The organism is Candidatus Zixiibacteriota bacterium (assembly GCA_019038695.1).
In the GTDB taxonomy this organism is placed as follows: Bacteria; Zixibacteria; MSB-5A5; order GN15; family FEB-12; genus B120-G9.
Genome location: JAHOYZ010000010.1, coordinates 198,199 through 213,442 on the forward strand (window position 1 = coordinate 198,199; position 15,244 = coordinate 213,442).

The window sequence follows — 15,244 nt, forward strand, 5'->3', positions numbered from 1 at the left end:
CACCTGTCGCCTACGGCAGGTAGAGTGCCGGTTCTGTTGGAATGTCACCCGACCAGGTAATAGCTGTCGGGTTCCCGGCAGACATGTTTGTCTGCCGAACGCCGACTATTTCGGGCAGGCAAACTAGTTCTGTATCAGAGTTCGTTGCTCAGGTGTTGTTTGAGACGCTTAAGATCGTTTTCTACCTCTGGGGCTTTCAATACGTTATAGCAGGAAAAAGAAGGCACAATCTCTGCTCCACAGAACTTGTAAACCGTCGTATTGGCGACAAAAATTTCATCGATGGATTTGCCTTCAAACAGAATCTGATCTTTGTTGCCGAACGCTTCTTGCGGCGCATTCCAGGTCAATGAAAGCATGTGTTTCTTACCCTGCATTTTTCCGCCGGTGCCATATTGTCTGGCAGGGTCTTTGCGTGTTCTGCCATCATCAACCAGCAGACTCTGTTGAACCAGACTGGTAGTGAATACTTCGTCGATGTATTTCTTGTGAATCCATGGAGTACCGAACCAGTAGACCGGAGATTGTGTGATAATAAGATCGGCCCAGACGTGTTTTTCGATTTCTTCGTTTACGTCATAGCCTTTTTCGATGAATGTAGTTTTTACATCACACCCTTTTGCTTCGAGTTCGGCTTTCATGGTGTCGATCAATGTTTGGTTGAGTTTGCCTTCGGCAAAACCTTCATAGCGCTGATGGGCGTTTATCAATAGTACTTTCTTCATGATGTACTCCTGTAACAGTATTGTCCGATAATGACTTTAATAGGTCTAACATAACCATAAGCGTCGCATATTGACAGCTATTTGTATGAGGGAATGATTTCCTATACTCTTATTAGTCTAAGATCGATCAATGGATCTTCAGGAGTGGGTCCAATGCAGCCTCTTTAGGGGTCGGACCATCGTGGTGTTGGTAGGCTTCCTCAAGACACTGCAGCGAGCGGGTTTCGTCACCAAGTATTGCGTAGGAGCGTGCCATGCAGTAGTGTACTTCGCCGCTGTGTTTTTCGGCAGAAGCTACTTCTTCAAGCAATTCTCTTGCTATCTCTGAATTACCCATTGATGCCATAGCCAGAGCTTTATAAGCCAGGAGATCAACATTCCATTCTTCGCTCGGATCCTGTCCTTCAATACTGGCGAGACATTTTTCAAAACAGTTCTTGGCCTCGGATTCGTTGCCACAATGCCGTTCCACCATTCCCAGATAGTGCCAGGCGATAAAATCAAACTGACCAGCTTTGATTGATTCATTGAACCGAACTCGGGCGGAATCACAGTCATTCTTTATGAGATATATGTAACCGGCATCATTATAGCAGTTCGGGTCGCCTTGGTACTTAATGGCTTCCAGCAGGTTCTCCAACGCAAGATCAGGGACACCCAGTCTCATGTATACTGTTCCCAGGAGATAGTAGGCGCGACCGTAATCGGGACCCAGCTCGATGGCTCGCTGTAGGGTGGCAAGAGCCAGGGTGAATTTGCGGGCATCCATGTGAGTCAAACTTATTAACAACAGAGTTTCGAGATCAGTGGGTGCCAATTGCAGTGCCTTGCCAGCCCATTTTAGGGCGGCATCCAGATCACCTTCCATGGATTTCAACCAGGCAAGAGTGCGGTAGCCAACGGCATACTTGGGATTAAATTCAACAGCCTTCTTGAACGACTCTTCGGCGGCTTTCATATCACCGGTGAACATACAGCAGCGTCCAGTCGAACGATGTCCCTCGGGAAGCTGTGGATTGATCTGCAGGGCTTTATCAGATGCCTGACACGCGGCTGCAATTCGCTCCGGCGTACGTTCATAGTAGGCCATGTACTGAAAGGCGTACACGTCGGAGAGCCCGGTATGAGCGAGAGCAAAGTTGGGATCAATCTCCAGAGCACGTTGGAACATATCTTCAGCGAATTTAAGATCGTCCGGGCGGTTCGTCTGGTAGTAGCTATGTCCCTTGAGATAGAAATCATAGGCCGAAACGTCTGGGGTGACGCCTTCCGCAGTGGTAGTAGTGGAGGTGCCGGTTGCTTCTGCCAGCGCTTTCGCAGCTTCGTTCGCCGCCTCCGACAGCAGTCCAAAGAGCCCTTCGGCGGATCCCTCATACTTGCGATTTGAGACTACGTTTTCGCCCTGGTCGCCGAATACTCCCAGTGACAGACGTATTTGATCCTGCCATTTCAGAAGTGAACCGGTTATTACAAAATCGGACCGACAACGCTTAAACACTTCCCCTATATTACGGGGCATGGCGGTGGAAGGCTGGGCGGAAATGACCAAATCCGTACGTGCTGTCAGCTCGCCAATGATTTCTTCGGTAAAACCAAGACAGAAGTAGTCCCATGATTCATCACCAGATAGGTTCTTCAGGTCAACGACTGTGACCGTGCGGTGCCGTCGAGATATTCCGACTGCTACATCACCGGCACCGCTGACACCCAGGTTGCGCTGAAACGCTTCCGCGATCTCATGGGCCGATTCGGGACGTTCATCTGGAAGTTTCTGTAGCAGGTGGACAATGAGGTCGCAGAGCCATTCTGGAAGGGTTGGATCGATTTCCTGGGGACCTTCCGGGGCTTCGTACAGAATCGAGTACATGATACTGGCGGAATAGGCTCCCTCGAATGGTCGACGTCCCGCAAACAGTTCATAGAGTATGACTCCAAAGCTAAACAGATCAGATCGCGCTGAAACGACCTCTCCCGAGAGTTGCTCCGGGGAAGCATACAGGACAGTGCCCTCTACGTCGCCAGCTGCATCGACGCTGTCCGTTTGTTCCACTGTTGCGAGTCCGAAGTCGAGGATTTTCGGGTCACCTTCGGTCGTGATGCGAACATTCTCCGGCTTTAGATCGCGGTGAACAACTGCCTTAAGATGGGCAGCGGAGATACCCTCGGCGAGCTTACGGGCAGTATCAACCTTCTGCTCAAACGACCAATCTCCACATACTTCACGAAACTCGTTTCCTTCAACGAATTCCTGCGCGATGAAGCACGAACCGTTGACTTCGACGAAGTCGTGGACTTTGACTATGTAGGGTGAATCGATCCGGGACGCCACCTCTCGTTCGTTGGCGAGAGTTTGGCGATATTCGGCTGATTCGGCAAGATCTTCGTTTATGACCTTAAGGGCCACGACGGAATCATCCCGCAGATCACGAGCCTTATAGACAGTGCCGATCCCGCCCTGTCCGACGAGCGACTCTATCCGATATTCACCAAGTTTGTCCCCGGCGCTCAGCATTAGCAATACAAGCCTTCACAAAAAAAACTGTCCCGACCATATATTTGATCTGGAATATACATATATTTCTCGCTATATTCAACAGCACAAATCACAACTATGCAAGGAAAAGAACCTGCATGCCTGAACAGTCGCCAACCGAGGTCGAACGATTGCGAGCCGTTGTTGCAGAACTGGCCAGCTTGAACGAAATAGCTACCGCAATCAGTTCTGCCATGTCGGTGCAGAAAATCACCGAAATCATGATTGATCGCAGCCTGAAACATGTCAGGGCCAGTCAGGGTGCTGTCTTCCTGCTGCAAGATGAACAGCAGTCCGATTTGCTTAAAACATTTGTCAGGCGCTCTTCCAAAGACGATCAGGAAATGCCTATTCATTTCAACATGAATCTGACAGGCTGGATGGTTAAGAATAAGAGGCCTTTGATCGTAAACGATGTGGTCAAAGATAATCCTCTGCCCAAGGTCGACCTGGGTAAACTAGGGATAAAATCACTTTTGGCTGCGCCCCTGCTAACTCGTAACGGTCTCATTGGTGTATTAGCCGCATTCAACAAGAACGGTGACCTTGGCTTCTCACCCCAAGATGGTCGTTTTATGGGCATTCTCGGGACTCAGTGCTCGCAAGTAATCGAAGGTGCCCGACTGTATGAAGAGGAGAAAAGACTAGCCGCAATTCGTGAAGAACTCGAGATTGCCAGCTCTATTCAGCAGAGTTTTCTTCCAGACGAAGAATCATTCAGTGACGATACCAAACTATTCGGGGCTAATGTTCCGGCTAAAGAAGTGGGTGGTGATTTCTTTGATATCGTTAACCTTGATGAGAATCGTATCTTCCTGTCAATTGGAGATGTGGTTGGCAAAGGTGTACCCGCTGCACTTTTTATGTCCAATGCAATTGCTGTTCAACGCGCACATCTGAGCAATCAGGATTCGCTCGATCTTAGTGCGCTCGCCATCAATCTTAATAAGCTGCTGTGTCAATTCAACAAACCCGGTCAGTTCATAACAGCCCTGTTCGGCATTCTGGATCTAAAAGCTGATCGTTTCGATTATGTCAATGCGGGGCACCATCCACCGGCCATTGTACACGAAGGTCAACTTATGCCTCATCTTGACGAGGCCGACATTGTTCTTGGAGTACTACCTGACAATCACTATGAAATCCTCAGCGTAGCTGTTCCTAAGAATGCCATGCTATGCCTTTATACTGATGGTGTGACGGAAGCTTTCGACGAGAAGCAAGATGAGTATGGCGAGGAACGCCTCTATGAGTTTCTGATTAAAACCCATACCGAATCAGCCCGGGCCATTTTGTCCCAGCTGTTTGCAGAGCTGACTACATTCCGGGGTGCCGCACAACAGTCGGATGATGTGACGGTAGTGGTAGCTAAAACGTAGCCGGATTCCGGGCTTCCAGATGACGGTGACGTAATGACCTTACTAAATATCAAATGCCAGGGCTCTCCGATTGACTCTTAGTTACTTCAGGGAGTGGTTTCGAGGTCGTTGATCTTGGCTGGAGAGATCAAATCGTCACCTCCTGTATACGGATTGGCTGCACTGACATATACCTTCCCTTCACAGTATCGTATAGAAGCGGTGTTGGTAGTAGACGCCGACAGTGTGCCATCGTACTGAAGCTCATAGTAATTACCACCCAACGCAATGCTTGTGTCGGTGCTGAAGCCGGACGTACCATGCCGGTAAAACATCACCACCGGATTGCTGTTGGGTTGAGAATACTCACGCTTGTAACAGTTATTCCCTAGCGACGTACGTGAACCCGTCGGTTGACCAATGTTGTATTCAAAAGCCGGAAGCCACTTGATGAGTGTGTCAGTGACATAGAAATCATTGATCCCAATTCCGCCCCCCGATCCGGTGAGCATCATATAAAAATGGCCGGTGTCGGCAGCCATTTGGTAGCAACAGTATCTTTCAAATGTTGCCCTACTCCAGCCTCCCAACGCAGTGGAATCTGATGTTCCAACCATCATCCAAACAATAGCATGGCCGTCAGAATAGGTCATTGTATCCATCATGCGCCAGCATTCGTATCGACCAGTGCCCGTAGAGGTTGGCCTTAGATCCCATCCCTCACCTAACAGCATCCCGGTTCCAGTGTTTTCTATTTGTGAGATGATATTTGTGTACACACCGCCCGTTTCAACCACACCATATGCAGCTGGATTTCCGAACCGAAGCTGGTTATGGGCCGACAGGGAGTCCTCTATCTCTTGTATATACCCTTCCTCAGACAATATGATCATACTGTCAACAATGTCAGTCGTAGACATCCCAGCCCAGCCTTCAATTGCATTACGACTACCTGTTTGAAATGGGTCCGCCCCCCCAATGGGCCAACCTATTCCATGTATACCCCAGTAATGTCGGAATATCTGCATCTCATCTTCCATGATACCATCGTAAGTTGATCCCATAGCGGTCGATACCTTCCACGCCAGGTACTCCCACACATTGGGATTCTGGAACTTTGGCATCCAGCGATGAGAGTTCCAACCGCAATAGCGAACAAGCCCGTTATCATCACACATGACCGCATCATCCCCTGTACAAGGGAGACCGACCGCCTGTGCTGCCTTAATACAAACACTGGAATCCGGATATGTGAATGCATACAGCGAGTCGAGGTTGTAGCCGTTAGCTGTCGCAAAAGTACGGAGCTTCGCTGTATCTCCAGCACGGTAAGTGCTAATCGTCATGTATGCCAGAACCTTGATCGATGGATTAGCCGCTTTGATAGCAGTATAAAACGATCCGCCTGCATTTATCGACACATCATAATGACGCCCAACAAAATCAGCAGCACCTACCTGACTTCCAGAATAGGTAATAGTAGCAGTCCGAAAATGAGTGAATCTTGGCCACGTTGCTGTTCTTTCCCAGTTTGCCGAAACGGTCGCTGCGACAAACCAAGTCGTCAGGGTCAGGATTGCAAACATCGAGAGAAAACCATTCTCAGTTCTGCCGATTATCTTCTTTGACATTATTCCTCATTCCTCCAGGTATGTTCAGATCATATAAGAATACAATCAAATCACTTGCCATCGAATCTGTCGAATCCATCTTCATAAGCAATGGTGATTCAACACATTACGATCCGAGCAAAGTTCCTTCCCAATCCCTTCTGTTCATAACTTAAACCGTCAGAAGGCTCAAAAGTGCCAAACTTATCGTAAGAAGTTTGGTTACAACCGAGTAGCCTCTGTACCACAATGAAACAGGATAGCCATTCACCTAGCAAGCGAAACTTGACTGCCTGCTTACCCGCTTCATATTACAATTATCGACCTTAAGCAACGATTCTTCAAGAGGATTGGGGAAACTTGCTACGAGACTGCTATTGTTCCCTCTCGAGGATCTTCTGTGCAACCTTAGTCAGTAAGCTATCAAAAATGATCTTCCAGTCATGCTCTGGTAGCATTTGTTGAAGGCGGTCATAATCCGGCTGGAATTTTCCTGTTATGCAATCATCAACGGCCGTAACAAATTGATCTTCGGTCCTGGCTATGGAAATAATCCCCTCAAGCGGCATTACTTCGGGCATATCAATTGACACAACCTTAAGGCCAGCGGCAAGGTACTCATACATCTTCAGCGGGTTGACTCGTTCTGCAATTCCTCTCCGGCAAAAGGGATTGATACCGCAGTCAAAACCTTTTAGATAGCCCGGAAGAATCTCCAGCGGCTTCATGCCCAGGAAGTGTACGTTGGGAAGATTCTCAAGGACTTCCGGCTTGACGCCCTTTTTCAGGGGTCCTACCAATACCAGATGATAATTCGGATAAGTCCTGGCAATTCGGGCCATGAGATCATAATCAATCCAGTCCGACAAAGCGCCAACGAACCCGATTCTTGGGGAAGGAATCCTGGCTAAATCCTCCGGAATCCTGGTATGGTCCAGCAAAGCTTTCGAGAAGTGAGCCACGTCCACCCCGTTCGGAGAAAGATAGATGTGGTCTCCCAGGTGCTTTCTGTCTTCATACAGTCCGCGGGCAGTAACAAAAGCCACATCGGCGCGAGCTGTTAGATCGTAGTCAACCTTCTTGACAAAATCATAGTTGTATCCTTCAGTCTCGGCATGTTCATCCACACAGTCATACACGAGAATTGAATAATCTATTTGGTCCAGCATATCCGCCATAGCTGTGTTGGCATGAATTACGGGGAGGTAGGTAATAAGTATTGGTTTTTTTAGATTCAGAGTTGCTGCTACCCTTTTTACGCGGCGGACATAATGCCGAAAGTTGGCCCTGCGAATAAAGCCAAAACGGGCCAGCGGCCAGATGCCCCGAGGCCGAAGGATATGCAGTCCGGGTTGTTTCTCATAAGACAATTCTGATTTGCCACCGGAGTGTCCACGGCGTGCATACATTGGAAAATTTGGTTCTACATACAAAACACGACAACCGCTATCAGCCAAAATTGTCATCAGCCTCTGTTTTCTTGTCCACATTCCTTCGTATGCCATCGACGAAATACACAATATATCTCTTCCCCTGAGAACTTCTTTCCAATCTGGTTGATCGTTCATTCTTACTCCCGAACTCCGTCAACTCTGCCTTTGTTGCTAATCATTGATCATTTCTATTTGCACATGCAGACCTATTGCTTCCTTGACTTCGATCCTGGGCCGGGCGCAAGAGCATTATCCCAAGTATTCTGTGCTATTACGCAGGTCAATCTCATCCTGGGTCAATTTGCGAACTGGTCTGGCCGGGATACCAACCGCTACTGTGTATGGCTCAATATCTTTGGTGACAAGGGAGCAAGTGCCGATTTGTGCATACTCACCAATTGTTACTCCCGGCATCACTATTACGCCCTGACCAAGAAAGGCATGTTTTTTAATATGCACCGGTGCAACTGAGGGAGGCATCATCTGAGTATTATGGGCAATAATAGATCCTCGCCAACCTATAACAACACCTTCTTCGATTGTTATTAGCTCCGGGAAATTATCATCAATCCAGGTTTCTCGAGCCACATATGATCTAAGTGAGATGTTAACTCCCATCATCTTGTATAGACGATTGCGCAATGATATTGCGAACACCCAATCACGATTGATCTTGTTCAATATTTTGTAAAGTCCGCCGAATAGCCTTAATTTTCTGGGACGTGTTTTCCGGTATTCCCGGATTGGGCTATAATCAAACAACGTTCCTCACTTTCTTCTCGATATTGTCACCAGTTGGTCCAAAACCGTCCATTGCGCGTCGGGTCAAAACCGTTCAGGTTTACATTCTGGCATCGCAATCATGATGCCGTTTTCTCCTCTTGACAAGTTTTATCTCCCCTGACCGTTTCATCTTCATTCTAATCTCCTCATTTCCTGCGAGTCAATTCAGTGATGAAGTCTCAGCTTGCAACAGGTTTCAATAGTGAGAGTTGATCAAAATTATCCAGACAATGATGGGATTTGGAGTAACTATTGTTCCGGGAAGTTTTTCTCTATCAACATGGTAGCTGTGGCTTTAGTATGCCAGGGTACGATACAGGTCCTGATACTGGCTTACCATTGCAGTCAGTGACCAGTTATCTACTACTGTTTGGTGAGCTATGATACCAATGGATCGGCGAAGGTTTCCGTCATCGACAAGCTTGCTCAGGCAGGACACATAGCTATCTATATCCCCTACCGGCACAATAAATCCATTTTCCCCGGTCTGAATGATGGTCGGATTGCCACCTACATCGGTAGCCACAACCGGCAAGCCAAAAGACATCTCCTCCAGAATAGTCAGACTGATGCCTTCGCTATCAGAGCATAGGGTTGCGATATCAGCTCCGTCCAGAAGCCGGGGAACATCGGTTCTGTCTCCACAGAAGATTACGTTGCCGTCGATTCCCAGATTTGAGACCTGTGTCTGTAAATCTTGCCGAAGCTCCCCATCCCCGATAATCATCAGCTTCACATTTCCACGACCTTCTGACACCTGCTTGAACGCTCGCAAAAGAAAAGCGTGGTTTTTCACCTTTGCCAGCCGGGCCACCATTGCGATTACGATATCGCTATCGGCCAACCCAAATTCCTGTCGTACCTCAGAGCGCTGGCCTCCCGGTCTGAATCTTTCTGTGTCAATGCCGTTTCTTATGGTAATTATCTTGTCTGATGAAAGACCTACAGTGTTTACCAGGTAGTCCCGCAGAGGGGTTCCAACTGCTACCATTTTGTCGGTGAACCTGGAAGCAATTCGATCAAGAAATATGAGTTGCTTCAGTTCAGGGTAAGAACGCCCGTGATCGGTATAAACCAACTTCACTTGTGGCAGAAGTGCGCAAGCAGAGGCTACCTTGCTCCAGCAACCTGAATGCGTATGGACAATATGACAACCTGATTGTCTGATATAATTGATCAACCCGGGCGAATAGATCATCGACAAGCCTGGTATCATCCTGCCCATCAGATCAGACTTCACGCCAATTTTCAGTAACTTGTCAGACAACGGACCTATCGCCTGTAGACAAAGAAGTTTCAGATCAAATTGCGTACGGTCAATCCCAGTTGCCAGGTTATAGATGACATTTTCCATCCCGCCGGTTTCGGTGGATAGAACAATATGCAAAACAGATATTCTACTCATCGCGTTCAGAAATCATTCCAGAGTATCGGTTCTTAAGATCAACGGCATAAACCATCGTGTTTTTAACTGGTTCCGTATAACAGTTTTTCAATTAGCCAGCGCCATCCAACATATTTACGCTGGCGGGCGGAAATGTTGTCATCGGGGAGATTGCGCTCCATAAATGCCAATATTTCCGAAGCCGGCGCAAACCAGCCATTCTTGGACGCCAACCGACAGAGCAGTCTTTCGGTCTCGGCGTTCACCTTATCATGTTTGCAGAATCCCTTTCCAAAGTGCGTGTAGATCAGACAGACACCATTTTGCCGGACCAGTTTCTCTACGTTATCGTCGCTCAATAGCCGGTTGAAACTGTCCACAACACCACCATCGGATGTATGAAACCAGCGATTGACGAACTTGCGAGCAGGATCATAATACGGCATCATAGCGTTTATATTGGCCAGATTAGTTTCGTGGAAACTGTAATTGACCATGTATTTAATCTGTTTGAGAGCTATATCACCCCAGAAATATGGCGAGTCTGGGTCGTGTCCGCCGTAGTTTGGTTCGCTACGGCAAATGCGATACATTAGTCTCCTCACTAGCCCATCGACCTTGTCTACTCCCCAGTAAAGGTTATCCAGATTGCGGTAGTGATTAATGTGAATCCGGGGAGGTTCGCCAATCAGCCGCTCGTATTCGGAAAGACCACGCTCAATTTCTTCTCTGGTGGAACTTCCTCCACGAACGCCATGCAGTGCGATTTCAAAGCCGTGTCTCTTGAGTTCAAGCACATAGTCCAGATATTCTGGATCCTGTAGACTGCTGCCGGTGGAAGGAATCTCCTCCGGTTCGTTGGTTGCCAATGGCCAGACTGTTTTGGTTGAAAAAATACGCAGTTCACTCAGGAGGTTATAGATTGGTCGAATATTTGACAGCGTTGATTGATCGGTGTCATCGACAATACTGAACGCAAAATCGTGTCCGTTGGGCCAGTCCGGCAATTTGTTATTGGCAGGCCGAAACCAGAGACGAAGGAACTTGTCTATCACTGTCATCATAGTTATCGCTCGGTAGGTTCCCACATCGTTTCGCTCCGACCGGAGAAAGCTCTGGTCCAGGCCGCAAGTATAGACAGGTTGACCATGACGAAAAACAGTGGGATACGGACAATACTATGTTTTGCTCCGGTCGGGGACAGGTGTCCAATCAAAGCCAGTAGATACATAACAATCTGACCAAACAAGGTAACTGCATATATGCTCCCCAGAGATACCAGAAATGTGTTGCTAAGAAAAAGAGTAATTAAAAAATATGGCACCAGCCATCGACATAGCTTATGCGAAAACATTTGAAACGCAAAATGTCCGTACACGAACGGATTCAGGATCTGCCAAAACGTGGCAAGAACATCAAATCCATTCACGACAGTGCGGACTTTCCGTTTGAACTCAGCTGCGCTGTCCTGAGTTACGTTGTAAGATCCGATGGCACTGCTCTGTTGAACGACCCTTTGGCCCTGTATGTGGGTCATGATTGGAAGGTAGAAATCAGACGTAAGCCCCGGGTACCAATCCTGGCACAGCGATTTCCTGATCGCGAAGAAGCAACCGGATACAACCACAACTGAGCCGAGCGAGGATTCCAGTTCGCGCAGAGCCATTTCATATTTGACATAAGCGCCTTCACCGGATTCCCCAACCGTCTTATCATTGCCAGACACGCATCCAACGTCGTCATCGGCGAAAGCTGAAACGATCTCTTCCAGAGCGTTCTCCTCAAGAAAGGTCGTGGCATCGGTGAAGATGATGATCTCTCCCTTCGCAATCTTGACTCCCTCCCCCTGGCTATAGTCCTTGCCGCGCCTTTCGTTCATCGTCAGAAGCGTGATGCCATTGTCGGCATAGGAGGTGATAATCTCATTGGTTCTGTCAGTTGAACCGTCAGAAACAAAGATAATTTCTCTCAATTGAGAGGGATAGTGAACAGACAGGCAATTCTCAATCTTCTCTCTTATGTGGCTTTCTTCATTGTAGACAGTCACAATTAGAGATACCTGAGGACTGATAGGATTGGATCGGACTGGCTTGTTGGTGAAACCGTTACGGACTTTCAAGTAGATGAAATATCCGAAATAAGTCCAGAACAAGAAAAACACCGATATCCAAAAAAATAACCTCAAAACGGGGCGTACCTCACAGCTGAGCCGAAGGGCAAAATCATGATTCGTATCAGTTCAAGGTATTGGTTCATAATCTCCTATTTCAAGTTTTTTGTTTCCTGAGTTCCTGATGGACGGTGGTTTCGAACTGGTTCTCACTCAACGTTATGCACTACCCGAAAAAAGGGACTCTTCCTCTCTTGTCAATCCACCGAAATAGACTATATTCCACTGTGCCCTGCAATAGTGCAGGGCTTCAGTATTGAAGAACAGAAATGACGGTAGGAACAAATGAAAAATAAACGTGTCCTGATTACCGGCGGTGCCGGATATCTTGGGTATCACCTGGCCCAGAATCTTCCTCATCGCGGCATAGCCTTTCTGGCCGCCAATGATATTGCCCCGTTCATTAAGTCCGACTATCCCGATGATGCCCTTCTGGTCAACCAGGATGTGCGTGACGCCGACGGTATGTATCGGCTGATCCACGATAACAAGATCGATATTATTGTTCATACCGCTGCCGCGTTACCGCTGTGGAAGCGGGAAGAAATATACTCGACCAATATATCAGGTTTGCGTAATACTCTCGAACAGGCCAGCAAGTGTGGCGTTGAACACTTCATATTCATCAGTTCAACGGCTGTCTATGGCGTCCCGGAAAAACACCCGTTGGTCGAGACTGATGAGATGGTCGGAGTTGGTGCCTACGGTGAGACGAAGATCGAAGGGGAAAAAATCTGCGCCGAGTTCCGCGATAAGGGAATGTGCGTCACGATTATCCGACCTAAGACATTCATCGGTACTGCTCGCCTTGGCGTGTTTCAGATTCTGTATGACTGGGTCGATTCTGGCAAACGAATTCCGATCATTGGCAAGGGGGAGAATCTTTACCAGCTTCTCGAAGTCACCGATTTGGTGGAAGCTATTTTCCTGGCGGCGTCTGTCGATCCGAAACTGGCCAATGATGTATTCAATATTGGTGCTCAGCATTTCGACAAGGTGAAAACCGATGTCGGCGCGTTGTGTGATTACGCCGGCAACGGCGCCCGCGTACAGCCCACCAATGCCACTCTCGTCAAAGGGACACTGGCCATTTTCGAGTTCCTGCGTATCTCGCCGTTGTACAAATGGATATATGGCACCGCTGACAAGGATTCTTATGTCTCGACAGAGAAGATCGAGAAGCAACTTGGCTGGAAAGCGAAATTTTCGAACGAAGACGCCTTGATCTCTTCACATAAGTGGTATCTTGAGCACAAGGATGAAGTACAGCATCTTGATTCTGGCGTCACGCATCGAGTCGGCTGGGATCAGGGCATTCTCAAGCTCATCAAGAAATTCCTGTAAGATTCCCCTGTGACTGACATCCTGCCAGGCAGTCCTGTGAGCGAAGTCGAAGGATGAGATAAAACAGGCTACGCCTGTGTTACTGCGCCGGGAGGCGGTCGGGGTCGGACTGGTCAATCATGTCAAGGTACCCAATTCCACGGGGGCCAAAATAGGCCTGCGGCTGGATGTACACTTTGTCCTTCAAAGCCCGGTCAAGCGTTATGAACTCATAGCCAGCCTGTTCAATAGCGGTTAGCATCTCACCAAGAAACAGAGCGTTGAGCCGATTGGCGCGTAGCTGTAAAATATGACGGCAACTGCGTCCGTTGAGCTTTTTCGACAACGCTTCAGCGGTCTCAATCTGATCCAACACATGATTAACATATTCGTTGAGTAACTGGTTAAGGGAGGAAGAATCCGGTCGCGATCCAAGTTTCTGCAACGATAGATTATATAGATAATCCTCAACAACAACAGTGGCATGGACCACCATAACGCCGCGATCCTCCAAATAGCGACTTACATCCTCACGAGAAGTAACTTCCTTGCCATAATGCAGGAACGGGTAGCGGAAAAACCGAGGTTTCTGCCCAAACCCGGAAAGCATTGTTTCCAGTGCCTCAAACCCTGCTTCGGTATCCCGAATAAACTGCTCAATGCTCATTTCATGAAGATCGCTGTGAGAGAAGGTCATACTACCCATACGGTGCCCCGAATTCAACCATTCACCAAAAAGATCGTAAGCCCGACCCATGCTATGCCCAACCACAAAACCAGCCGCCCTGACTTTGTGAGCATTGAGGGTGTCGAGAATGGGTCGCATGATCCGCTCTGGCTCCTCCTCAGCGAAAGATTCGGCCACCGGGAGTTCATCGAATGTGATGCAGATTTCCTTTGGCAACGCCTTCTTGCCGCTCTTTTTTCCTTTTTCGTCAGCCCCGATATCCACCGCCGATGCCGAGACAAGTAGGAGTATGAGAGCCAGAAGGCCTGAGATAGCTTTCACATGGTTCAGGATGTACTTCACTGTCAAAACTAAATCTCCTTATCGTAAGCCAGGCATGAACGCAGACCACCTGCCATAATGACAGTTATATGGTCGATTTGTCTCCATCGACGCGATCCGATGATTGACCCAGGCAAGGATCGTCCTCATATGGCTGGAAATCAACTAAAAAGGAATTTGTCTCAATCGACCTGCTCTTTGGTGGTGATTACGGACAGGAAGGGCTTCTCGTAAGGTTCACTGTTACAGTATATTACGAGCAAGTTAGATCAGAATCACTTTTTCATGTCAGAATATTTGCTTTTCTACTGAAATTCACTATATTAAACTCAGTCACATATGACTTGGAAGTTAGTAGTAAGGTGGAGGGTCTACTAAACAACGGATTGAGGTAGATGAGCAAAAAGGTAATTATCGCGGCCAACAATATGATCTTCACTTCAAAGATCATGACTTGTCTGGATAATTGGGAAGCTGACGGGATCAAGGCAGTCAAGTCGGAGGATATTTTCTCCAAGGCACAGGAGATGATACCTGACTTGATAATTATTGATCTGAATCTCAATGGCATTGAGGCACCGTCACTTATAAATAAGTTACGTTCTTATAGCGTTACTAAGGGAATTCCGATCGTCTGTTATTCGCCAAGTGTGCTGAAGGATCAGATGAAGGCGGCCCGGACTGCGGGAGCGACGGAAGTGCTTCTCAATACCAGGATGACTTCTCGAATGACTCAGATTCTCGCCAAGTATGTAGAGAACTGAGTGATCAAAAAAACGACCGAAAAAGCCAGGCGTTGTCCTGGCTTTTTTGTTGTCTGATAGTCAGGTTAGTTATGTTATGGGCTGGACGCGCAATTGTCCCAGGATTTGTGAACCTGCACTCGCACGACGTTTCGAGCGGGTGACAAGTCGAA

At 47.9% G+C, this 15,244-nt stretch carries 12 protein-coding genes; 3 read left to right on the forward strand and 9 right to left on the reverse strand.

All coding sequences use genetic code 11. From position 1 onward, the window contains the following. Positions 1 to 134: 134 nt before the first annotated feature. On the reverse strand, positions 135 to 725 hold the full coding sequence (locus KOO62_04875) for an NAD(P)H-dependent oxidoreductase (GenBank protein MBU8933322.1): 591 nt from the start codon (positions 723 to 725) through the stop codon (positions 135 to 137). 127 nt (positions 726 to 852) lie between these two features. Beyond that, entirely contained in the window at positions 853 to 3,243 is a 2,391-nt protein-coding gene (locus KOO62_04880) for a protein kinase (protein ID MBU8933323.1), read from the reverse strand. Positions 3,244 to 3,356: 113 nt separating this feature from the next. Between KOO62_04880 and KOO62_04885 the strand changes: the two genes are divergently transcribed. Next, entirely contained in the window at positions 3,357 to 4,637 is a 1,281-nt protein-coding gene (locus KOO62_04885; GenBank protein ID MBU8933324.1) for a SpoIIE family protein phosphatase, read from the forward strand. An 86-nt stretch (positions 4,638 to 4,723) separates the two neighbouring features. Here KOO62_04885 and KOO62_04890 read toward each other — a convergent pair whose 3' ends face one another. The 6 genes from KOO62_04890 to KOO62_04915 all read right to left on the reverse strand — a co-directional run bounded on the left by KOO62_04890 (position 4,724) and on the right by KOO62_04915 (position 12,011). After that, complete coding sequence (locus KOO62_04890) at positions 4,724 to 6,247, reverse strand: hypothetical protein (protein ID MBU8933325.1); 1,524 nt, start codon at positions 6,245 to 6,247, stop codon at positions 4,724 to 4,726. A 353-nt stretch (positions 6,248 to 6,600) separates the two neighbouring features. Continuing rightward, the gene (locus tag KOO62_04895) at positions 6,601 to 7,794 is read right to left on the reverse strand and encodes a glycosyltransferase (GenBank protein MBU8933326.1); all 1,194 of its coding nucleotides are present in this window, start codon (positions 7,792 to 7,794) and stop codon (positions 6,601 to 6,603) included. Between the two features lie 114 nt (positions 7,795 to 7,908). After that, positions 7,909 to 8,340 (reverse strand): acyltransferase, encoded by a 432-nt coding sequence (locus KOO62_04900; protein ID MBU8933327.1) that lies wholly within the window; start codon positions 8,338 to 8,340, stop codon positions 7,909 to 7,911. A gap of 397 nt (positions 8,341 to 8,737) precedes the next feature. Further along, positions 8,738 to 9,847 (reverse strand): glycosyltransferase, encoded by a 1,110-nt coding sequence (locus KOO62_04905; GenBank protein MBU8933328.1) that lies wholly within the window; start codon positions 9,845 to 9,847, stop codon positions 8,738 to 8,740. A gap of 62 nt (positions 9,848 to 9,909) precedes the next feature. Beyond that, positions 9,910 to 10,914, reverse strand: a complete 1,005-nt coding sequence (locus tag KOO62_04910; GenBank protein ID MBU8933329.1) for a hypothetical protein — start codon at positions 10,912 to 10,914, stop codon at positions 9,910 to 9,912. Beyond that, the gene (locus KOO62_04915) at positions 10,893 to 12,011 is read right to left on the reverse strand and encodes a glycosyltransferase (protein MBU8933330.1); all 1,119 of its coding nucleotides are present in this window, start codon (positions 12,009 to 12,011) and stop codon (positions 10,893 to 10,895) included. Before KOO62_04915 ends, KOO62_04910 begins: the two co-directional genes overlap by 22 nt. A 270-nt stretch (positions 12,012 to 12,281) precedes the next feature. On the opposite strand from KOO62_04915, the gene KOO62_04920 reads away from it, so the two are divergent. Beyond that, positions 12,282 to 13,340 (forward strand): NAD(P)-dependent oxidoreductase, encoded by a 1,059-nt coding sequence (locus tag KOO62_04920; protein MBU8933331.1) that lies wholly within the window; start codon positions 12,282 to 12,284, stop codon positions 13,338 to 13,340. 79 nt (positions 13,341 to 13,419) lie between these two features. On the opposite strand, the gene KOO62_04925 is transcribed toward KOO62_04920, so the two are convergent. Beyond that, the gene (locus KOO62_04925) at positions 13,420 to 14,355 is read right to left on the reverse strand and encodes a polysaccharide deacetylase family protein (protein MBU8933332.1); all 936 of its coding nucleotides are present in this window, start codon (positions 14,353 to 14,355) and stop codon (positions 13,420 to 13,422) included. A 368-nt stretch (positions 14,356 to 14,723) separates the two neighbouring features. Here KOO62_04925 and KOO62_04930 point away from each other — a divergent pair, with 368 nt between their 5' ends. Then, positions 14,724 to 15,092 (forward strand): hypothetical protein, encoded by a 369-nt coding sequence (locus KOO62_04930; protein ID MBU8933333.1) that lies wholly within the window; start codon positions 14,724 to 14,726, stop codon positions 15,090 to 15,092. The last annotated feature ends 152 nt before the right edge of the window (positions 15,093 to 15,244 follow it).